The sequence below is a fragment of the Acidovorax sp. BL-A-41-H1 genome (genome assembly GCF_051942715.1).
Genome location: NZ_JBPVJQ010000004.1, coordinates 315,059 through 337,045 on the forward strand (window position 1 = coordinate 315,059; position 21,987 = coordinate 337,045).

Sequence of the window (21,987 nt, forward strand, 5' to 3'; positions counted from 1 at the left end):
GTGGGCCACGGCGCTGGCGTCTTGTTTTCAGCCTTCCCATCGACCGAGACCATGCTCATCGACGACCTCACCCCCTGGGCCCACGACCACAGCTTTGCCACGGGCGACACCCGCCAGGCCGAGCGCAGCACGCGCGTGGTGATGTGGATCACGCTGGCTGCGATGGTGGTGGAGATTGCGGGCGGCTGGTGGTTCAACTCCATGGCGCTGATGGCCGATGGCTGGCACATGAGCTCGCACGCCGTGGCCATTGGCCTGTCGGCCGCGGCCTATGCTGCCGCGCGCCGCTATGCGGGTGACCCGCGCTTTGCCTTCGGTACCTGGAAGATCGAAGTGCTGGCCGGGTTTGCCAGCGCCATCTTTTTGCTGGGCGTGGCGGCGCTGATGGTGGTGGGCTCGGTGGAGCGGCTGCTGTCGCCCCAGCCCATCCAGTACCAGCAGGCCATGGCGGTGGCCGCCGCGGGGCTGGCCGTGAATGTGGTGTGCGCGTGGATCCTGGGCCATGCCCGCCACCACGACGGGGATGGGCATGGACATGGGCATGGACAAGGACATGCACATGGACACGACCACCACGAGGACCTCAACCTCAAGTCGGCCTACCTGCATGTGGTGGCCGATGCCGCCACGTCGGTGCTGGCCATTGTGGCGCTGGCGGGTGGCTGGCTGTATGGCTGGGCGTGGCTGGACCCTGTGATGGGCATCGTGGGCGCCGGGCTGGTGGCCTGGTGGGCCAAGGGGCTGGTGGCCGACACATCACGCGTGCTGCTCGACCGCGAGATGGACCACCCCGTGGTGCAGGAGATCCGCGAAGTGATCGAGCAGCCGGGCGACCCGGCCGGAACCCGCGTGACCGACCTGCATGTGTGGCGCATCGGCAAGGGCATCTATGCCTGCGCGCTCACCGTGGTCACGCGCGATGCGGCGCTCACGGCCGACATCCTGCGCCAGCGGCTGGCCGTGCATGAAGAGGTGGTGCACTCCACCATCGAGGTCCACCTGTATCCGGATGCTGTCCCGGGGCGGTCAACAATCGCACCCCAGGCCTAGCGGCACAAGGGTGGCTTTGCTGGCTCAGGCCGCGGGCCTTCGCCCCACCAGGTAGCGCACACCCTCGGCGCCGTACCACTCGCTGTGCGGCGTTTCGGCCAGCAGGTGAAACACGTCGCCTGCCCGGTACACACGCTCCACACCCGCAGTGGCAATGCCGATTTCTCCCGCCAGGATCAGCGCCCTGGCCTCAAAGGGGTGGGTGTGTTCGTCCAACCGGCCGCCCGGTTCGCGGGTGATGGTGACGGCGGGCTCGAAGCCCTCGCCCATCAGGGCTTGGGCAAACTGGTCGGGGGTCATGGGGGCTCCTCGGCACGTGCTGGCTTGAGTGCTATAAAAGTAATAGCTATAGGTGCAATTAAAACCTGCACTACAAGCCATTTTGGCCATATTTTTGCCTGTGCGCTGCCCCGGGGGCACTCAGCGCACGGCCGTCGCTGCCAGAACCCGCGCTTTGCGCTTGTCAGGCCGCGTCGGCCAGAAACCGCTCGGCCAGCTTGACCCAGTAGGCGCTGCCCACCGCGATGTTGCGGTCTTCAAAGTCGTAGTTCGGGTTGTGCACCATGCACGCGCCGTGGCCGCCGGTGGCGTCGTCGCCGTTGCCGATCAGCAGGTAGCTGCCGGGCACGTCTTCCAGCATGAAGGCAAAGTCTTCGCTGCCGGTCAGGGGCTCTGCCTGTTCCGTCACCTTGGCATCGCCCACCAGTTCGCGGCCGATCTGGCGCGCAAATTCGGTCTCTGCCGGGGTGTTGACGAGCACCGGGTAGCCGCCGCGGAAGTCCACCTCGGCGCGCACGCCGTAGCTGTGCGCCTGCGCCTCGACCAGCTCGCGGATGCGGCGGTTGAGCAGCTCGCGCACGCTGCGGTCCAGCGAGCGCACGCTCAGCTTCAGCGTGGCGGTCTGCGGGATCACGTTGTTGGCATCGCCCGCCTGGAAGGCACCCACGGTGATCACCGCCATCTGCAGCGGCGGCACGTTGCGCGCCACGATGCTCTGCAGCCCCAGCACGATGGCCGAGCCCGCCACCACCGGGTCGGCCGCATGGTGCGGCATGGCGCCGTGGCCCCCCACGCCGTGCAGGGTGATGGTGATGTTCTCGCTCGACGCCATGAAGGCCCCGGTGCGAAACAGCAGGTGCCCCGGGGGGTGGCCGGGCATGTTGTGCATGGCAAAGATGGCGTCGCACGGAAAGCGTGTGAACAGGCCGTCGTCCATCATCTTGCGGGCGCCGCCCAGGCCCTCTTCGGCAGGCTGGAAGATCAGGTTGAGCGTGCCGCTGAACTGCCCGTGCCTGGCCAGGTGGTGCGCCGCGGCCAGCAGCATGGCCGTGTGGCCGTCGTGGCCGCAGGCGTGCATCAGGCCGTGGTGGCAGCTGGCGTGGGGCAGGCCCGTGGCTTCGGTGATGGGCAGCGCATCCATGTCGGCGCGCAGCCCCAGGCGGCGCTCGCCGGTACCGCGGCGCAGCTGGCCCACCACGCCCGTGCCACCCAGGCCGCGCGTGACTTCATAACCCCACTCGGCCAGCTTTTCGGCCACCAGGGCGCTGGTGCGCACTTCCTGAAAGCCCAGCTCGGGGTGGCGGTGCAGGTCGCGCCGCAGCGCCACAAAGGTGTCGGCCTGCGCAAGCAGCGCCTGGTCAATCCAGCTGCCCATGGCTTATTGCGCCTGCAGGTTGATGGACTTGGCGATGGCGCGGAACTGCGCGATGCCGTCGGTGTAGGCCTTGGAGGCATCGGCGATCGACAGGCTGGGCGGGGCCGTCAGGCTGGCGGCTTCCAGGTTGGCGCGCACGGTGGGGTCGGTCAGCGTGCCGGCAATGGCCTTGTGCAGCGTGGCCACCACGGCTTCAGGCGTGTCGCGCTTCACGAAGTAGCCGGTCCAGATGTTGAAGGTGAAGTCCTTGAGGGCCTTGCTCTCGGTGATGGCGGGGAAGTCCTTGGCGGTGTCGATGCGCGTGGGGTTCAGCAGCGCCAGCACCTTGATGCGGCCGGCCTTGTGCAGCTCGACGTGCTTGGTACCAAAGGGTGACATGAAGATGTCCACCTGGCCGGAGATCAGGTCCTGCTCGGCCGGGGCGCCGCCCTTGTAGGGCACATGCACCATGGGGATGCCGGTGACCTTGGACAGGTGCTCGCCCAGCAGGTGGTAGAACGAGCCCGGGCCCACGCTGGCGTAGGTGATGGGGCGGCCCTGCTGCGCCTGTTTGCGGGCATATTCCACAAACTCGTCGATATTGTTCACGGGCAGGTTGCCGCGGGTCAGAAAGCCGATCTGCGCCGTGGCGATCATGTTGACCAGGCGGAAGTCTTCGCTCTTGAACTTGACGGCCGACAGCGCCAGCGGGGCCAGGATGAGTTCGTTGGGCGAGCCCTGGAACACCACGTGGCCGTCCGACGGCTGGCTCAGCACCTTGGTGGCTGCGATGGAGCCGCTGGCGCCGCCCAGGTTTTCCACGATCACGGGCTGGCCCAGCTGCTTGCCCAGCGTGGTGTTGACCGTGCGTGCAATCACGTCCGACACACCGCCGGCCGGGTACGGCACCATCAGCGTGACGGGCTTGGCCGGGAAGGCGTTCTGGGCGAACACGGTGGCGCTGAGCAGCAGGCCACCGATCAATGCGGCCGTGCGGCTGGCCAGGCGGGGGAAGGACGTGGGCATGGTTTGTCTCCGGGTGGATGGGTTGTGCGGTGAATGCTAGGTAGCCCAAGCCTATGCGTCCAATGTATTATTTTCCTGATCATCATTCGCTTTACTCATACACGCCATGAACTTGCGCCACCTGGAGCATCTGCTGGCCGTTGCCGACACGGGCTCGTTCAGCCGCGCGGCGGGGCGGCTGTTCATCACCCAGTCCGCCCTGAGCCGCAGCATCCAGGGGCTGGAGGAGGAGCTGGGCGGTCCGTTGCTGGACCGGCTGGGCAAGCGCAACACGCTCACGCCGCTGGGCCTGGAAGTGGTGGAGCGCGCACGCCCCATCCTGCGGGACCTGGAGGCCCTGCGCGACAGCGCGCGCCTGCTGCAGCAGGGCGACCTGGGGCGCATCAGCGTGGGGCTGGGCTCGGGCCCGGCGGCGCTGCTGACCGTGCCGCTGCTGACCACCGTGGCACGTGACTACCCCAGCCTGCGCGTATCGGTTACCCACGGGCCGGCCGAGCTGCTGGTGATGCAGCTGCGCAACCGGCAGTGCGACGCGCTGGTGGTGGACCTGCGCCGCGTGGTGCCCGCGCCTGATTTGCAGATCGAGGCGCTGGCCGAGCAGCGCGCGGGCTTTATCGTGCGCGCAGGCCACCCGCTGGCCGGTGCCACCCGCGTGACGCTGGCGCAGGTGCTGGCCTACCCGGTGGCGTGCACACCGCTGTCGGACGAGGTGATCCGGCTCATGGTCGACCAGTTCGGCCTGAAGGCCCACCCCTCGGAAATGGTGCGGCTGGAGTGCGACGACGTGGCGGCCCTGCTGGCGGCGGTGGAGCAGTCGGACGCGGTGTTCCTGGGCGTGCACGCCGCCGCGCGGGCGGGCATGGAATCGGGCCGGCTGGTGCTGCTGCCCCTGCACCCCGACATGCGTGCCCGGGCACGCTACGCCGTCATCACCCTGGCCGGCCGCACCACGGCGCCGGCCATGGCGAGCTTTCGGGAGATTTTGCAGACGCACCTGTTTGACGATGCGCTGCAGCCGCCCCCGGCCTGAGGTCAGATTGCCAGCGGGTCCACGTCCACCAGCCAGCGGGTCAGGCCCTTGTGCGCGGGCTGGCTGCGCGTGGCCTGCAGCACCGGCTGCCACGCGGCCAGAAAGCGCTGCAAGGCTGTGCGGCTGCTGCTTTCCATGAGCATCTGCGCGCGCTCGACATTGGCCACGCGCTGGATGGTCAGGGGAACGGGCGGGAACAGGATCACGGTGCCATCGAGCCCCGGCAGCGCGGCGGCATGCGCGGCCGCGCTGGCCGCCTGCAGGAACCCCTGGGCGACATCCTGGGTGCGCGCGTCGGCCCGCACCAGGGCCTGGTAGGCAAAGGGCGGCATGGCGGCCTCTTCGCGCTCCTTCAGTTGCTGGGCGGCAAAGGCCTCGTAGTCATGCTTGCGCAGCGCCTCGTACACGGCGTGCTGGGGGTGAAAGGTCTGTACCCACATCTCGGCCTGGCTGGCCTGCGCCGCCACGTAGGCAGCGTCGCGCCCGGCCCGGCCCGCCGCCTGCATCAACAGCGAAAACAGGCGCTCCGACGCGCGGAAGTCGCTGCTGAACAGCGCGCCATCGGGCTGCACGGCCGCCACCAGCGTGATGCGCCGGAAGTCGTGGCCCTTGGCGATCATCTGCGTGCCCACCAGCACGTCCACCTCGCCCGCGTGCACCTGGGCCAGTTGTTCCTCCAGTGCGCCCTTGGCCTTGGTGGTGTCCGCGTCGATGCGGGCAATGCGGGCGGGGTTGCCATCGGGCCGCTGCACGTTGCGCAAAAGGGCGGCCAGCTGCTCTTCGAGCTGCTCGGTGCCGCGCCCCATGGGGTGGATGTCGGGGCTGCCGCAGGTGGGGCAGTGCGCGGGCACGCGCACGGTGTAGCCGCAGTGGTGGCAGCGCAGGGTGCGGTCGGTCTTGTGGAACACCTGGTGGGCGCTGCAGTGCGGGCAGTCGCTCTTCCAGCCGCAGTCCACGCAGTGCAGCACGGGCGCGTAGCCGCGGCGGTTGAGCAGCACCATGCTCTGCTCGCCCCGGCCCACACGGTCGGTGATGGCTTGCAGCAAGGGCGCGCTGAACACCGTACGCCGGGGCTGCTGGTTCATGTCCACCCGCTTGACGCGCGCCAGCGCCCCCGCGCCGATGCGGCTGGGCATGTGCAGGCGCACGTAGCGGCCGCCGTCGGGTTCGTCAGGCGTGGGCGGGCGGCTGGCGTGCCAGCTCTCCAGTGAAGGCGTGGCCGAGCCCAGCAGCACCTTGGCGCCCTGCTCGCGCCCGCGCCAGATGGCCAGGTCGCGCGCCGAGTAGCGGGCGCCCTCCTGCTGCTTGTAGCTGGGGTCGTGCTCCTCGTCGACCACGATGAGTTTCAGGCCCGGCATGCTGGCAAACACCGCCATGCGCGTGCCCAGCACGATGCGCGCGGTGCCGCTGTGCGCGGCCAGCCAGCTTTTGAGACGCTGCGGGTTGGTCATGCCGCTGTGCAGCGACACCACGGCGCCCGCGCCAAAGCGGGGGGCGAAGCGGCTCACAAAGCGGTCTTCCAGCTGAGGCGTGAGGTTGATCTCGGGCACCATGACCAGCGCCTGGGCGGTGGGATCGGCCTCCAGCATCTCCTGCACGCAGCGCAGGTACACCTCGGTCTTGCCGCTGCCGGTGCTGCCAAACAGCAGGAAGGGGCCGGTTTCAGACGAAATTCGGGCCCTGGCGCTTTCCTGTTCTGGGCTGAGTGCTATGTTTTCGATAGTATCTGTAGTGTCGCCCGCGGCCTTGGCGGGGCGCTTGAGGCGCCGGGCCAGCTGCTCGGGGCGCAAGTCGCGCAGCTGCGGGGGCAGGGCGGCCAGGGCCACCTCGCCCAGCGCCCGCTGGTAGTAGCGCGCGGCAAACGCCACCAGCCTGCGCCAGGGCAGATCGAGCGGCGCCACCCCTTCCAGCACCCCGGCAATGGCGCGCATGGTGGCGCCCTCGGGCAGCTCGCCCGTGGCAGCGTCGGCATCCCACACCACGCCCAGCACTTCGCGGGTGCCCAGGGGCACGCGCACCAGGGTGCCTGGCGGCAGCGCGCGGTCGCTGGCGTAGCTCAGCAGGTCGCCCACGCCGCTGTGCGAGGGCGTGTGCAGGGCGACATGGACCAGATGGCGGGCGGGGGAGGGCGGCGGGGTGGGCAAGGCGGGCGGACGGCTGGCAAAGCGGACAGAACGAGGGCCGATTGTCGCCGCTGGGTGGCCTGTCGCTGCCGCTGCCTCGCCAGTGTGAGCTACCGCGCCTTGCTGGCGGCAGCCCAGTCCCGCTGGGCCTGCGCCGCGCCGTAGGTGGGGTCGTTCCAGAGCTTGTCGACCAGCGCCTCCAGCGCCTTGTGCCGCGCGGCGGGCAGCGCCATGCGGTGCGCGACCGAGGGCACCAGCGTGTTGGCCATGCGGGCGGCCAGGAAGAACGCGCTCGATTCCTTGGCGCAGGCGTCAAAGCGCGACATGTCCACGCCCGGCGTGATAGGGATGGAACCCTTGGCCAGGTTGAACGTGGCCTGGAACTCCGCGCCGGTGACCGCCCGCGCCAGCGCCGTCTGCTCGGCCGTGGCCACCGGGCTGCCGGCCTTGCGGAACAGGGCCAGGCTGTCGACCACATAGATGTAGCTGCTGGCGCTGCCGGGGGTGGATACGCACAGGAAGTCCTGCTCGGGCACCTGCCGCGCCACCAGGAACTCGCCCTTGGCCCAGTCGCCCATGATCTGCATCGCGGCCTTGCCAGTGATGACTTTGGCGGTGGCGGCATTCCACTCGGCACTGGCGGCCTGGCTGTCTGCACCGCTGGTGGTTGTGCTGGCCGGGGCAGGTGCAGGCTTGCGTGCGTTGGCACCGGGCGCCGCTGGCTGCGGGGGGGCCACGGGCTCGGTCAGGGGCCGCAGGGCGGCAAAGGTCTGTAGCGCCCGCCCGATGGCTTCGCTTTGCACCGCCGTCGGCTCGCCACGGGCCAGGGCGCGCTGGTACAGGTCAGGCCCGGCCACGCCCAGCGCCACGGTTTCAAACAGCGTGAGGTTCTGCCACGGCTGGTTGCCATGCGCCAGCGGGGTGATGCCCGCCTTTTGCAGCCGTTCGGCCAGCGCCATGAACTGGGGCCAGGTCTGCGGCACGCGGCCCTGCACCTGCTGTAGCAGCGCGCGGTTGATGTACAGCCAGTTGATGCGGTGCACGTTGACAGGCACGGCCACATAGGCGCCCTTGTATTTCACCTGCTCGGCAATCTGGCGGGGAATCTTGTAGTCCCACCCTTCGGCTTTGGCCAGGGCGTCCAGCGAGGCCAGCGCGCCCTGGTCGCCCCAGGCTGCCAGGTCGGCGGCCTTCATCTGCACCGCATCGGGCGCTTTGCCCGCGGCCACGCGCTCTCGCAGGGTCTGCGCCAGTGCCTCAGCGCCGCCATTGACGGCGGGGGTCTTCAGCGCCAGACCCTTGGCGGCCAGCTGGGGGCGCAGGGTCTGCACCGCGCGCGATTCGCCTTCGGACGTCCACCAGTGCAGCAGTTCGACCTCGGTGGCGGCGGCCTTGCCTGCTGGTGCGGAGCAGAGCAAAGCGGTCAGAACGGCGGTAAGCGTGGCCGCCGATCGGGTGTGTGCGATGCGGGCGGCCAGCGCGGGCGCGGGGGCCAGAAACGCCTGCGTGCCCGGGGATCGCAGTGTCACCTGGCTTGCGTCATCGGGCAGCCGAAAGGAATCTACAGCCCGTGCCAGCGCGGCAGCCTGCTGGTCCAGGCTGCCCGCGGCCTGTGCGCCTTGCGCCACCAGCTGCACGTTCTGGTCGGTCATCTGCTCCAACTGGTGAAGCGTGGCGCGGGCGTGTTCCACATCGCGTGCCTGCTGCTCGGTGGCGTGGCGAATGTCTGCGGCCAGCGCTGCTGCGGCATGGATCTGGTCGAGCACGCCCTGCATGGTCACCCCTGCATCGTGCACATGGGCCACACCGCGTTCCACGCAGGCCATGGATTCGTCGATGAGGTGCTTGATCTCTCGCGCGGCCGCGGCGCTGCGCTGGGCAAGCGTGCGCACCTCGCTGGCCACCACGGCAAAGCCGCGCCCATGCTCTCCGGCCCGGGCGGCTTCCACGGCTGCATTGAGGGCCAGGATGTTGGTCTGGAAGGCGATGCCGTCGATCACGGTGGTGATTTCGCCAATCTTGCGGCTGGAGGCGTGGATCTCGTCCATGGCGGCGCGCGCCTGCGCTGCCTTGGTTCCGCCTTCCGTCGCCACGGCTGCGGCGCTCTGGGCCACGCTGGCCACCCGTGCCGCAGCCCCTGCAGACGCTGCCAGGCTCTGCGCCATGTGTCCGATGGCTTCCGAGGTATGTCCCAGGTGCAGCGCCTGCTGCTGCGTGCGTTCGGCCAGGTGGGCGTTGCCCGTGGCAATGTCGTGGCTGGCGGCCTGCACCGTGTGGGCCGCACCGCGGATCGCGCCCACGGTGGTGCGCAGCTGCATCCGCATGCGTTCCATGGTCCCCTGCACCTGCGCGATCTCTTGCGGCGCAAAGCGCTGCGCTTTCTGCGTGGGCACCGAAAGATCGTTGGCCGCGACCGTTTCGATGTCATGCGCCATCCCGCGCAGCGGCCGCACCAGCCAGCGGCGGGCGCCGCCCCACAGCGCCAGGCACGTGGCACCAAACAGCGCAGCCAGTACCCACAGCCCGGCCAGGCTGCGCTGGTAGCCCGCCTGGATGTCGGCCTGTGTCTGGCGCGACTGCTCGGTGCGCAGGGCCAGCACGGCATTCACGGCTTTTTCAAAATCGGCGTCCAGCGCGGGGGTGCGGTTGCGCAGGGTGTTGATGTAGTTCTGCGGGTTGCCGGCTTCCAGCGCGGTGATCAGTGGGTCCAGCCCTTTTGTGAGGTAGGCGGCGTAGGTTTGCGCAGCGACCCTTGCAAGGGGGGCTTCGGTGGAGTCTTTGACCGACTGCTCGTACCGGCCGAACGCGCTTCGCGATTCGGCCAGCTTGCTGCGGGCGGTGGCCAGCGCCGCGGCGGACTCCTTGAACATGCCGTACGAGCCGTATACCGAGGCCTGCACCATCCACACGCGCGACGTGCGCGTGTGGTTCACGGCATCGGACAGATCCTGGAGCACGGTGATTTCCCGCGTCACCTGGTCCAGCGATGCGTTGCTTTTGACCAGAGCCGCGAACGCGCTGGCAGCGGAAGCCAGGAACACCAGCGCCAGCACAGCCAGCGCTACCACGAGCACGGTGCCAATGGACCGCTGGAGCTTGAGGGAAGGGGGAGAAATGGGCTGCATGGTCGGCAAGGCATCGGGACCTTGTAGAAGCGGGTCACACAAATAATTAAAGTAATTAATATTAGTGCGCTACGTTTCCGACTTGAGCCGGGATTTACCCTGTCTGCCTTGCTGGCCCTGCGGCGGATCCAACTGCTGAAGCTGGCAATTTGCAGGATTCACCATTTCTGTGGATAACTTTGTTGACATCCTGGCCCGATGCCGTCCCAGGCCGCGCCAGCGCAGCGTTTCAACAGAGTGCCCTGAAAAGTGGCAGCTTCAAAAAATCGTTATGAATCAATCATCTGAGCCAAATCGAGGCCGATTTTTGTGTTATCGGCTGACGCGGTGTATTTGCTGCGGTGCATCACGCGATGTGTGCATAAGTCAGTTCCGGGCGTGCCGTCAAGAGGCATTTGGCAAGCCCCGATGTGCTAGCTGGCGGTTCCGCTTTTCAGTGCTTTATGCGGTTCGCACTGCAAGTCTTTGATTTCACGAGGTTTTTTGCACAAATCCAGAATTTCTGTGGATAACTTTGTTGATATCTCCTGTGGAGCGCTTCCAAAGCCTTGAAAAACCGTGCTTTTGGTGGGTTGCCCATGAAATCGGCAGGGATTCAACTTCCATACAAATCAAGCACTTGCGTGTGTCGCGAAAAAATTCGCGGCGTTTTCGCCGTCCACCAAACTTGGGTTGCCGCTGCACTGTTTGTGTGCACAAGTGCCGTGCCGGGATGGCGGTCTGGCCACCATGGAATGCGCCCGCCTGATGGAAAGCGGGGCCCTGGGGCAAGGTCCAGCCCACGCGCGGTACGGCTCGGCGGGAAAGACACCCGTAGCGCCAGAAAAGAAAAAGGGGCTCGCCCCAAGGGAGCCCCGAGCTTGTGGGAGAGAGCCGATCAGGCCTGCCGCTGCGCCCGCGAGTACGTGTGCACGGCCTCGACCAGCGCCGCCACATGCTCCGGGGGCGTGAACTGGCTGATGCCGTGGCCCAGGTTGAAGATGTGCGTGGGGCCCGTGGTGGTGCGGTCGGTGTGCGGCTTGCCGAAGCTGTCGAGCACCTTGTGCACCTGCTGCACCACCTGCGCGGGCGGCGCGAACAGCACGTTGGGGTCGATGTTGCCCTGCAGTGCCTTGCCGGGGCCACCCACCTTGCCGCCCACCATGGCGCGGGCCTTGGCGAGGTTGGCGGTCCAGTCCAGGCCCAGCACCTCGCAGTCCAGGTCGTTCATGTCTTCCAGCCAGATGCCGCCGCCCTTGGTGAACACGATGCGGGGCACGTCGGCGCCGTCCACGCCCGTGCGCTTCAATTGCGCGAGCACGCGCTTCGTGTACGCCAGGCTGAATTCCTGGAAGGCGCCGTCGGCCAGCACGCCGCCCCAGCTGTCAAACACCATCACGGCCTGGGCGCCGGCATCGATCTGGGCGTTGAGGTACTGCGCGACGCTGTCGGCGTTGATGGCCAGGATGCGGTGCATCAGGTCCGGGCGGCTGTACATCAGGCTCTTGACGAGGCGGTAGTCGTCGCTGCCCTTGCCCTCGACCATGTAGCAGGCCAGCGTCCATGGGCTGCCCGAAAACCCGATCAGCGGCACCCGGCCGCTCAGGGCCTTGCGGATGCTGGTGACCGCGTCGAACACGTAGCGCAGCTTGTCCATGTCGGGCACGGCCAGCTCGGCCACGGCCGCCTCGTCGCGCACCACCTTGGCGAAACGCGGGCCTTCCCCCTCGGCAAAGCTCAGGCCCAGGCCCATGGCGTCGGGCACGGTGAGGATGTCGCTGAACAAAATGGCCGCGTCGAGCGGGAAACGGGCCAAAGGCTGCAGCGTGACCTCGGTGGCGTAATCCACGTTGGTCGCCAGGCCCATGAAGCTGCCCGCCTTGGCGCGCGTGGCCTTGTATTCGGGCAGATAGCGCCCCGCCTGGCGCATGAGCCACAGGGGCGTGTAGTCGGTGGCCTGGCGGCGGCAGGCGCGCAGGAAGGTGTCGTTGGCAAGGGGGGCGAAGGTCATGCGGCGATTGTCGCAGCAGGCGGGAGTGCTCCCCCTGAGACGCTTCGCGTCTTCCCCCTCCCTCGCTGCGCGGGAGGGGGACGCACCCGGTGGCCTGGCAAAGCCAGTTCCACGGGTGCGCTGGCCTTGGCCGCGCCAGTTTTGGAGCCCGGGGCTTCACCGTTCAGCGATGTAATGCGACATCCGCACCACTTCGCCCGGCGCCAGAAACGCTCGCACGTCGGTCTCCAGCGCCTGGTCGGCCATGGTGGCCCGGGCGCGCTGGTGCAGGTAGTCGGCCCACGATTCGACGATGAACCGCTCCACATACCGCGAGGGTTCGCCCAGGTCCTTGTACACGCGCCAGAAGGTGGCGCCGTCGCGCCGCCGCGGGGCCTTCATGCGGCTGATGGTGTCCAGAAAGGCTGCATCGGTGCCGGGGGCGATGCGGTAGCCCACCTCCACCGCCACGGGGCCGGCCTCGGGCAGCGGTTCGGCCTCGATGAAGAGTTCGTCCCAGGGCGTGGCCTGGGTCACCTCGTGCAACGCGCCCATGCGCAGCGGCATGGGCCGGGCCAGCAAAAGGCCCGCGCCCATCAGCGCAGCCGCCACATACAGTGTGGGCGACAGCCCGATGATGTCGGACGCCGCGCCCCAGAAGGCCGAGCCCAGCGCGAACGCGCCCAGCGCCGCCACCATGTGCATCGCCACGGCACGCGAGCGCACCCACTGCGGCGAACTGGCCTGCGTGGCCGTGTTGAAGGTGGACATCGCCGACATCCAGGCCGCGCCGGCAAACAGCATGGCCAGGTAGACCACCCACGCCGTCCTGGTCAGCGCCGCCACCAGCATGGCCGCGGCAAACACGACGCATGCCACGCCCACGATGGGCTCCATGCCAAAGCGCGCCCGCAGCTTGCCCAGCACCAGGCCCACCGCCACGGCCCCCGTGCCCAGGCAGCCCATCAGAAGGCCGAAGCCCTGCGCCCCGGTGCCCAGTTGGCGCTGCGCAATCACAGGCAGTAGCGCCCACAGGGCCGAGCCCGCGGCGCTGAACGCCATCACCCGCACCAGCTGCGCCAGGATCATCCGCGAGTGCCAGGCAAAGCGCAGGCCGCTGAGCGTGCCGCCCCACAGCCGTTCAGCAGGCAGCTTGGAGGGCGCATGCGCTTTGGGCGGCCACTGGCGGATCGACTGCCACATGACCAGCGTGGTGAACACCGTAACGGCAAACACCCAGCCCGCGCCCAGCTGGGCAAACACCAGCCCGGCCAGCGTAGGGCCGACGGCGCGTGCGGCGTTGTAGGCAATGCTCACGGCGGTGATCGCCTGGGGCCATTCGTCGCGGGGCACGGGGTCGATCACCGACGAGTTCCACGCCGGGGTGAGCACCGCCGTGCAGCAGCCGCATACGAACACCAGAAACAGCACCGAGGCCGGCCCGCCCCATCCCAGCAGCACGAGCAGTGCAAGCATGGCGCAGGCACCCGTCTGCGTGAGGAGTGCGCCCGAGATCAGGCGGCGGCGGTCGGTGGTGTCGGCCAGCACGCCTGCCGGCAAGGCCAGCAGGAACATCGGCATGAACACGGCCGTCTGCACCAGGGCCGCCAGAAACGACGAGCCCGACAGCTCCACCATCAGCCAGGCTGCGGCCATGGTCTGCATGCCGCTGCCAATGAAGAACACCCCGCCGGCGAGCCACAGGCCCCGAAAAGCAGGCTGGCGCAGGGGGCTCCAAAGCGATGAGGACGACAGGGACATGGACAGAGAGTGCTGAGAGGGTGCGTTGCGGTAGCGGGCACGGAGCGCCGGGTCGGCGCAGGGGGGGCGATGAGCGCCTGGGTCTGGCGCTGCCGGTGGTCGAGGATATAGCGTGGCGCCGATTCGTGTGCGCGCAGGGCTGTCAGGCGTCGTTGTGGCGACCGCCGCGCAGGCGGTAGGTGCGCGGAACATCGGTGCGCGTGCTCACCAGCGATTCAGCCCGCTCCTGCATGTGGGCGAGCGCGGCGTCGAGCACCTGCACGGCGTCGGGCGGCAGCCCGGCCAGCAGCTCCTGGTTGAGGGCCTTTACCTGCGGCAGCAAGGCATCGTGCACGGCCAGCCCCGATGCGGTGAGCGACAGCACGGCCTGCCGCCGGTCGCCGGGCATGGACTCGCGGGAAATCAGCTTCTTCGATAGCAGCGATGTGATGGCGCGTGAGGTGCGGGCCCGGTCCAGCCCCAGGCGCCGGGCCAGCTCGGCGGGCGGCATGCCCGGGTGCTGCGCCAGCATCATCAGCAGGCCCCACTCGCGCCGGGTCACCCCGTAGCCGCCCTCGCACAGCCGCACCACCAGGCTGCCCGCCACCGCCAGCAGGCGGTTGAGCCGGTACATCAGCAGGTCGTTGGCGGCCTGCGGGTGCGTGAGGCGCTGGGCCGGTGCAACAGGGGCCGCAGTGACAGAAGGTGCCGGGGCGGGCGCGGGCATGAGGGTATCTCCGGGTGAAAGTTGATTAGATCAATCGTTCGGGCGGCCCCTACATTGCAGAGCACGCCATGACATGCGTCAACCCGCTGGCGCTGCGGCCCCGCGACTGCAGGTGCCCGCGCGCCGATCACTGCCCCTGGAGACACCGACCATGCGGAAACCGCCCCCATCTTCCCAGACCCTGAGCAACGGCAGTGCCCGCCCTGGCCCACCTCGCCGACGTGCCCTGTGGGCAGGCCTGCTGGCCGGCTGCCTGGCCTGGAGCGCCACGCTGGCAAACGCCCAGGAGGCGCCGCTGCGCATCGTGGTGGGCTATGCCCCGGGCGGCTCGACCGACCGCGTGGCACGCATCGTGGCCGACAAGCTGGCCACCAAGCTCGGTACGCCAGTGATCGTCGAGAACAAGACGGGCGCGGGCGGGCGGCTTTCAGCCCAGGCCGTGAAGGCGGCCCCTGCCAACCAGCCCACGCTGCTGCTGGCCAACCCGGCCGTGATGCTGGTGGCGCCCCTGGTGTTCTCCGATTCCGGCTACGACCCCGAACGCGACTTCCGGCCGGTGAGTCATGTCAACAGCTACGAGTTTGGCGTGGCGGTGTCCACGGCGGTGCCGGTGCGCGAACTCTCGCACCTGATGGCCTGGTTGCGCGCCAACCCTGAGAAAGCCAACTTCGGCGTGCCCGCCACGGGCAGCCTGCCGCACTTCTTCGGGCTGATGGTGGGCGATGCCGCGCAGGTGCGCGCCGAAGTGGTGGGCTACCGCGGGTCGGCCCCGCTGCTCAATGACCTGCTGGGCGGCCAGGTGCCGGTGGCGTTCGACACCTTCGACACGCTGCTGCCCCAGCACGAGGCCGGAAAGATCCGCATCCTTGCGGTGTCCGGTGCAAAGCGCAGCCCGCTGGACCCCAAGATCCCCACCTTCAAGGAAGCGGGCCTGAACCTGGCTGCTACCGGCTGGAACACGTTTTTTGCGCCCCTGAGCATGCCCAAGGCCCAGGCCGAGCGGCTGGCCGGACTGATCCACGACGTGATGAAAGACCCCGACACCCAGCGCAAGTTCGAGGCCGCCAAGATGACGCCCGAAGTGGCCACCATGGCGCAGACGGAGGCCATGCTCAAGGCGTACCGGGCGCAGTGGGCGCCCGTGGTGCAGCGCTCCGGGTTCAAACCTTGATAGGAAGCACCCCCTGAGCGGCTCCGCCGCTTCCCCCACAGGGGGACGGCGGCCTCGCTGCGGGGCGGCCCTTGCTTGCCGCCCCTCGCCTCGGCCATGCCTGTTTAAAAGTAAATGGACGCGGCGGAGCGAAACTGGACTTCAAGATGACCACAAAACCCCGCCCCAACATCATCTTCATCGTCGCCGACGACCTCGGCTATGCCGACCTGGGCTGCTATGGCGGGCGCGAGGCCGCCTTTGGCCCCGTGTCGCCGGTGCTCGACGGCCTGGCGGCCAACGGCCTCAAGCTCACGCAGGGCTATGCCAACTCGCCGGTGTGCTCGCCCACGCGCTTTGCGCTGATGACGGCGCGCTACCAGTACCGCCTGCGCGGCGCGGCCGAGGAGCCCATCAACAGCAAGAGCCGGGGCAGCACCACGCTGGGCCTGCCGCCCGAGCACCCCACGCTGCCGTCGCTGCTGCGCGACGCGGGCTACCGCACGGCGCTGATGGGCAAGTGGCACCTGGGCTACCCGCCCGCGTTCGGGCCGCTGCGCTCGGGGTATGAGGAATTCTTCGGCCCCATGTCGGGCGGGGTGGACTACTTCACCCACTGCAGTTCCAACGGCACGCACGACCTGTATCTGGGCGAAGAGGAAAAGCAGCAGGACGGCTACCTGACCGACCTCATCACCAACCACGCGCTGGACTACGTACACCGCATGGCCCCCGCCGCGCAGGCGGGCACGCCGTTCTTCCTAAGCCTGCACTACACGGCGCCCCACTGGCCGTGGGAAACGCGCGATGACGAGGCGCTGGCGCAGGAGGTCAAGGGCAATCTCTTTCACCTGCATGGCGGCAACATCGAGACCTACCGCCGCATGATCCACCACATGGATGAAGGCATCGGCCGTGTGATGGACGCCTTGCGCCGGCACGGCCTGGAGCGCGACACGCTGGTGGTCTTCACCAGCGACAACGGCGGCGAGCGGTTTTCAGACAACTGGCCGCTGGTGGGCGGCAAGATGGACCTGACCGAAGGCGGCATCCGCGTGCCGTGGATTGCCCACTGGCCCGCCGTGATTGGCCCAGGCGGCGAAAGCACGCAGACCTGCATGACCATGGACTGGTCGGCCACCATGCTGGATGCAGCGGGCGTGCCTGGAGCGCCGGGCTACGCGCTCGACGGCCGCTCGCTCATGCCCCTGTTGCGCGATGCAGCGGCGCTGGACGAACCGCCATTGTTCTGGCGCATGAACCACCGCGGTCAGCGGGCCATGCGCCAGGGCGTGTGGAAGTACCTGCGCGTGGATGGCAACGACTATCTGTTCAACCTGGCCGAAGACGAGCGCGAGCGCGCCAACCGCGCCCCCGTGGAGCCCGAGCGCCTGCAGGCCATGCGCGCGGCGTGGGAAGCCTGGAATGCATCCATGCCCGCCATACCGGAAGATGCGACGGTGAGCCTGGGCTACTCGGTCAAAGACATGCCGCAGCGCTGAGGCAGGAGCAGCCCCCTGAGCCGCTCCGCGTCTTACCGCTCCCCCCCTTCGCTCGAATGGCTGCGCCATTCGGGAAGGCGGACGCAGCCAGGGCGGCGGGGTTGCCCTTGCACGGCTGCCCCGGCCTTGGCCGCGCGCTACCAGCGTGCTTGAATCTTCGTTACGCTGCAGCCGGTGCGGCTACGTGTTCGCGCCGCTGCACGACCACGAACCGATCGGCCACAAACGCCAGGCTGGTGTAGCTGGCATTGGCGGCAGGGTTGCCGCCCGTGGCGTGGTAGTCGGAGAACGCGGCCGACTGGTTCACGAACACGCCCTGCGTGAGGTTGATGGACAGGGCCACCCGCGTGCGGCGGCCCAGGGCAATGGCCTGGTCGATGTAGCCGCGGTCGGTGGAGTACACGCCCAGCGTGAGGGCGCCGTGGGCGAGCAGCGTGCTGCGGGCCACGTCCAGGCTGGCGGCACCTGAATCGGTGGCTACCAGATACGACACCGGGCCGAAGCACTCGTTGCCGTAGATGGCGCTGTCGGCCTGGTCCAGCGCCACGATCACCGGCGTGTGGATCTGCGCGGTAGGAAATTCGGGGTGGGGCAGGGCGCGGGACGCCAGCACCAGCCGGCCCTTGCCGCTGGCTTGCTGCATGCGCGCCAGCGTGTCGGGCGAGCCCACGGCGCCCAGCACCGAGGTGGCCACGCGCGGGTTCGACGCCAGTTCGGTCACTGCGGCGGCCAGGTCTGCGCCCACTTGCTCGAAGCTCTTGTGGCCTTCGTCGGTGGCAATGCCGCCGCGCGGGATCAGGATGTTCTGCGTGGTCGTGCACATCTGGCCGCTGTACAGCGACAGCGTGAACGCGATGTTGCGCAGCATGGCGCCGTACTGGTCGGTCGATTCGATGATGACCGTGTTCACGCCCGCCATCTCGGCATACACGCGCGCTTGCCGTGCGTTGCCGATCAGCCACTGGCCAAACTGGGTGCTGCCGGTGAAGTCGATGCTGGCGACGGACGGGTGGGTTGCCAGCGCTTGTGTGTCTTCGGCGCGGGGGCTTAGTGCCAGCGTCACGGTGTTCGGGTCAAGCCCCTGTTCGGCCAGCACATCGCGCAGGATGCTCACCGAGATGGCGGCGGGCAGCACGGCGTTGGGGTGCGGCTTGACGATGACCGGGTTGCCCGTGGCCAGCGCGGCAAACAGGCCGGGGTAGGTGTTCCAGGTTGGGAAGGTGGCGCAGCCAATGACCAGCGCCACGCCGCGGCCCACGATCTCATAGTGTTTTTGCATCACCAGCGGCGGGTTCTTGCCCTGGGGCTTGTCCCACACTGCCTGCGCAGGTACATCGGCCATGGCTTTCCAGGCGTAGGCAATGGCTTCCAGTGCGCGGTCCTGCGCGTGGGGGCCGCCCGCCTGGAACGCCATCATGGGCCCTTGGCCCGTGGTCAGCGTCACGGCATGGGCGATCTCGTGGCTGCGGCGGTGGATGCGCGTGAGCGCCTCCAGCAACACACCTGTGCGGCCCTGTGGGCCCAGCGCCTGCCATGCGGGCTCGGCTGCTTCGGCGGCGGCCACCAGTGCATGCACGTCGCAATCCGGGTAGCGCACGTCCAGCGCTACGCCGTAGGGCGAGCGCTCGGTGGCAGCGCGGCTGCGCTCGCCGGGCTGCTGAAGCGGGTAGTCCTTGCCCAGCAGGGCATTTACCGCGGCCTGGCCATCAGCCTGACCGGTTTCTCCGTACACCTTGGGGGAGGGCGATTCGGGGAACGGTGTCCAGTGGCTGCGTGTGGCTAGTGCGTTGAGTGCGCCATCCAGCAGCGCGCGGTGGGTGTCGAACAGGGGCATGGGTTTTGTCTCCGATGAGGGTTTGCCCTGAGTCTTTTGACTTGCATCAGGGTTGGGGAAAGTTTATTCTCTACCGAACGGTCGGTCAATGATGTTTGCGATCGATCAACGCAATGTTTCTTTCCATCTGGCAGGCAGGAGCAACCCCATGACCGAACCCCTGGTCGTCGTGACGCAGACAGGCGCCGTGCAGACGCTGGCCCTGAACCGGCCCGCGGCGCTCAACAGCTTCACGGCCGAACTGCACGCGCAGTTGCTGGCTGCGTTGGAGGCGGCGGCGGCCGACAGCGCTGTACGCTGCGTGGTCATCACGGGCACCGGGCGTGCTTTCTGCGCCGGGCAGGACCTGGCCGACCCTGCCGTGGCGCCCGACTTCAGCCCCGGCGCTGCGCCCAAGGACCTTGGCGAGGTCATCGACACGCTGTACCGCCCGCTGTGCCTGCGCATCCGCAACATGCCGGTGCCCGTGGTGGCCGCCGTGAACGGCGTGGCCGCCGGTGCCGGCGCCAACCTGGCGCTGGGCTGCGACCTGGTGCTGGCTGCGCGCTCGGCCAGCTTCATCCAGGCGTTCACCAAGATCGGGCTGTTGCCCGACTCTGGCGGCACCTGGCTGCTGCCCAGGCTGGTGGGCCGCGCGCAGGCGATGGGCCTGGCGCTGCTGGGCGACAAGCTGCCCGCTGCCGATGCCGAGCGGCTGGGGCTCATCTGGCGCTGCGTGGACGACGCCAGCCTGATGCAGGAAGCGCAGGCGCTGGCTGAGCGCTTGGCCGCCATGCCCGTCAAGGCGCTGGTGGCCACGCGCCACGCCCTGGACGCCGCCGCCGGCATGGACTACGCCCAGGCCCTTGCCCACGAAGCCGTGGTGCAGCGCACGCTGGGCGCCGCCGCCGACTACCGCGAGGGCGTGCAAGCCTTCTCGGAAAAGCGCAGTCCCACCTTTTCTGACCGCTGAGGCCGCCCATGGACTCCACTTCCGCGACATCCGCCACGCCCGTGATGCCCGACCCGCAGGCCACTGCAGACCATGTGCGCAGCGGCATGCTGGCCAGCGACCGGGCCACGCAGGGCCTGGGCATGCGTATCGTGGCCATGGGCCCCGGCCACGCCACGATCGAGATGCAGGTGCGTGACGACATGCTCAACGGCTTTGGCACATGCCACGGCGGCCTCATCACCACCCTGGCCGATTCGGCCTTTGCCTTTGCCTGCAACTCGCGCAACCAGATGACCGTGGCCTCGGGCCTGTCCATCGACTTCCTGGCGCCCGCGCGCAAGGGCGACCTGCTCGTTGCCGAGGCCACCGAGGTGTCGCTGGCAGGGCGCACCGGCGTGTACGACGTGAACGTGCGCAACCAGAACAACGAGGCGGTTGCGGTGTTCCGTGGCCGCTCCTACGCCATGAAGGGGCGGTTGACCGTGCCGCCGACCGCCGCTGACTAGGGCCTGTTCACACTATTTTTGCCAGATGCGTTGCAATCCAAAAGAGCCAGGCGCTAGGCGCCAAACGAAGCTGGGGTGCGGCCCCAGCGAGGCTTGGCAACGACGCGGATGGCTCTTTTGGGTTGCAACCCGAAGGGAAAGCCATGCAAACCGCGCCACTCGTTGTTGCGTTACTAGCCAAGGCCCCGGCCTTGGCGTCGTCACGCGCCTAGATTGGCGCGGTTTGCATGGCCTTCGCACTGGCAAAAATAGTGTGAACAGGCCCTAACCCCGCCCACCATGTACCTACAGGAGACACCCATGGCCGTGCGCCAACCCGCCCCGGGCGATCTGGAGCCCATCGAGACCGCCAGCCGCGACGAAGTGCAGGCCCTGCAACTGCAGCGCCTGCGCTGGACGCTGCAGCATGCGTACGACAACGTGCCGCACTACCGCCGCGCGTTCGATGCCAAGGGCGTGCACCCGTCGGACCTCAAGCAGCTGTCGGACCTCTCGCGGTTCCCGTTCACCGTCAAGAAAGACCTGCGCGACAACTATCCGTTCGGCCTGTTCGCAGTGCCGCGCGAGCAGGTGGCGCGCATCCATGCGTCGTCGGGCACCACGGGCAAGCCCACGGTGGTGGGCTACACGCAGCGCGACATTGACACCTGGGCCGACCTCGTGGCGCGCTCCATCCGCGCAGCGGGCGGGCGCCGCGGCGACATGGTGCACGTGGCCTACGGCTACGGGCTGTTCACCGGGGGCCTGGGCGCCCACTACGGCGCCGAGCGTGCCGGCTGCACCGTCATCCCGATGTCGGGCGGCCAGACCGAAAAGCAGGTGCAGCTGATCCGCGACTTCCAGCCCCGCATCATCATGGTCACGCCGTCGTACATGCAGGTGATCAACGAAGAGTTTGTGCGCCAGGGGCTGGACCCGCGCGAAAGCTCGCTCCAGATCGGCATTTTCGGTGCCGAGCCCTGGACCGAAGCCATGCGCCGCGAGATCGAAACGCGCTCCGGCATCGACGCGGTGGACATCTACGGGCTGTCGGAAGTGATGGGCCCGGGCGTGGCCAGCGAATGCATCGAGAGCAAGGATGGCCCGGTGATCTGGGAAGACCATTTCTACCCCGAGATCATCGACCCCGAAACGGGCGAGGTGCTGCCCGACGGGCAGGAGGGGGAACTGGTGTTCACGTCCTTGAGCAAGGAAGCGCTGCCGATGATCCGCTACCGCACGCGCGACCTCACGCGCCTGCTTCCGCCCACGTCGCGCGCCTTCCGCCGCATGGGCAAGATCGTCGGCCGCTCGGACGACATGCTGATCATCCGCGGGGTGAACGTGTTCCCCACGCAGATCGAAGAGATCGTGCTGCAAAGCGACCGGCTGTCGGCGCAGTACCAGCTGGTGGTTACGCGCGACGGCAACCTGGACCAGATGGCGGTGCGCTGCGAACTGCTGCCCGGCGTGCCGGAGTCCGAGCGCCCCGCACTCCAGGGCTGGCTGCAGCACCGCATCAAGACGCTGGTGGGTATTTCCTGCCAGGTCGATGTGCTGGTTCCCGAATCGATCGAACGCACGCTGGTGGGCAAGGCCCGCCGCGTCATTGACCAGCGCCCCCGCTGAGCGGCGCACCCATTCCGCACGAAAGGACCG

General features: G+C 68.3%; 16 protein-coding genes. 7 read left to right on the top strand and 9 right to left on the bottom strand.

Annotated features, from left to right (window positions below; genetic code table 11):
• Positions 1-51: 51 nt before the first annotated feature.
• Positions 52-1,050 (top strand): CDF family Co(II)/Ni(II) efflux transporter DmeF, encoded by a 999-nt coding sequence (gene dmeF, locus ACTPOI_RS10530; protein ID WP_440108783.1) that lies wholly within the window; start codon positions 52-54, stop codon positions 1,048-1,050.
• A gap of 24 nt (positions 1,051-1,074) precedes the next feature.
• On the opposite strand, the gene ACTPOI_RS10535 is transcribed toward dmeF, so the two are convergent.
• The 3 genes from ACTPOI_RS10535 to ACTPOI_RS10545 form a co-directional block, all read right to left on the bottom strand.
• The gene (locus tag ACTPOI_RS10535; RefSeq protein ID WP_440108559.1) at positions 1,075-1,350 is read right to left on the bottom strand and encodes a cupin domain-containing protein; all 276 of its coding nucleotides are present in this window, start codon (positions 1,348-1,350) and stop codon (positions 1,075-1,077) included.
• 163 nt (positions 1,351-1,513) lie between these two features.
• Positions 1,514-2,704, bottom strand: coding sequence for a M20 aminoacylase family protein (locus ACTPOI_RS10540; protein WP_440108560.1), 1,191 nt, complete (start codon positions 2,702-2,704; stop codon positions 1,514-1,516).
• 3 nt (positions 2,705-2,707) lie between these two features.
• Positions 2,708-3,709, bottom strand: a complete 1,002-nt coding sequence (locus ACTPOI_RS10545; protein ID WP_440108561.1) for a tripartite tricarboxylate transporter substrate binding protein — start codon at positions 3,707-3,709, stop codon at positions 2,708-2,710.
• Positions 3,710-3,815: 106 nt separating this feature from the next.
• Between ACTPOI_RS10545 and ACTPOI_RS10550 the strand changes: the two genes are divergently transcribed.
• Entirely contained in the window at positions 3,816-4,739 is a 924-nt protein-coding gene (locus ACTPOI_RS10550; RefSeq protein WP_440108562.1) for a LysR family transcriptional regulator, read from the top strand.
• A gap of 2 nt (positions 4,740-4,741) precedes the next feature.
• Here ACTPOI_RS10550 and priA read toward each other — a convergent pair whose 3' ends face one another.
• From priA to ACTPOI_RS10575, 5 genes are all read right to left on the bottom strand, one after another.
• Positions 4,742-6,883, bottom strand: a complete 2,142-nt coding sequence (priA, locus tag ACTPOI_RS10555; RefSeq protein ID WP_440108563.1) for a replication restart helicase PriA — start codon at positions 6,881-6,883, stop codon at positions 4,742-4,744.
• Positions 6,884-6,972: 89 nt separating this feature from the next.
• Complete coding sequence (locus tag ACTPOI_RS10560) at positions 6,973-9,987, bottom strand: extracellular solute-binding protein (RefSeq protein ID WP_440108564.1); 3,015 nt, start codon at positions 9,985-9,987, stop codon at positions 6,973-6,975.
• Positions 9,988-10,864: 877 nt separating this feature from the next.
• A complete protein-coding gene (hemE, locus tag ACTPOI_RS10565; RefSeq protein WP_440108565.1) occupies positions 10,865-11,977 on the bottom strand; it encodes a uroporphyrinogen decarboxylase in 1,113 nt (370 codons plus the stop codon).
• 156 nt (positions 11,978-12,133) lie between these two features.
• Complete coding sequence (locus ACTPOI_RS10570; RefSeq protein ID WP_440108567.1) at positions 12,134-13,717, bottom strand: MFS transporter; 1,584 nt, start codon at positions 13,715-13,717, stop codon at positions 12,134-12,136.
• Between the two features lie 142 nt (positions 13,718-13,859).
• A complete protein-coding gene (locus tag ACTPOI_RS10575; protein WP_440108569.1) occupies positions 13,860-14,423 on the bottom strand; it encodes a MarR family winged helix-turn-helix transcriptional regulator in 564 nt (187 codons plus the stop codon).
• Positions 14,424-14,574: 151 nt separating this feature from the next.
• Between ACTPOI_RS10575 and ACTPOI_RS10580 the strand changes: the two genes are divergently transcribed.
• Complete coding sequence (locus tag ACTPOI_RS10580; protein WP_440108571.1) at positions 14,575-15,594, top strand: tripartite tricarboxylate transporter substrate-binding protein; 1,020 nt, start codon at positions 14,575-14,577, stop codon at positions 15,592-15,594.
• A gap of 146 nt (positions 15,595-15,740) precedes the next feature.
• Positions 15,741-17,075 (top strand): sulfatase family protein, encoded by a 1,335-nt coding sequence (locus ACTPOI_RS10585; protein WP_440108573.1) that lies wholly within the window; start codon positions 15,741-15,743, stop codon positions 17,073-17,075.
• A gap of 160 nt (positions 17,076-17,235) precedes the next feature.
• Here the strand turns inward: ACTPOI_RS10585 and paaN are convergent, their stop codons facing one another.
• A complete protein-coding gene (gene paaN / locus ACTPOI_RS10590) occupies positions 17,236-18,909 on the bottom strand; it encodes a phenylacetic acid degradation protein PaaN (RefSeq protein ID WP_440108575.1) in 1,674 nt (557 codons plus the stop codon).
• Between the two features lie 148 nt (positions 18,910-19,057).
• Between paaN and ACTPOI_RS10595 the strand changes: the two genes are divergently transcribed.
• From ACTPOI_RS10595 to paaK, 3 genes are all read left to right on the top strand, one after another.
• Positions 19,058-19,861 (top strand): enoyl-CoA hydratase-related protein, encoded by an 804-nt coding sequence (locus ACTPOI_RS10595; RefSeq protein WP_440108577.1) that lies wholly within the window; start codon positions 19,058-19,060, stop codon positions 19,859-19,861.
• A gap of 8 nt (positions 19,862-19,869) precedes the next feature.
• Entirely contained in the window at positions 19,870-20,349 is a 480-nt protein-coding gene (gene paaI / locus ACTPOI_RS10600; protein ID WP_440108579.1) for a hydroxyphenylacetyl-CoA thioesterase PaaI, read from the top strand.
• Between the two features lie 300 nt (positions 20,350-20,649).
• Positions 20,650-21,957 (top strand): phenylacetate--CoA ligase PaaK, encoded by a 1,308-nt coding sequence (gene paaK / locus ACTPOI_RS10605; protein ID WP_440108581.1) that lies wholly within the window; start codon positions 20,650-20,652, stop codon positions 21,955-21,957.
• Positions 21,958-21,987 lie beyond the last annotated feature (30 nt).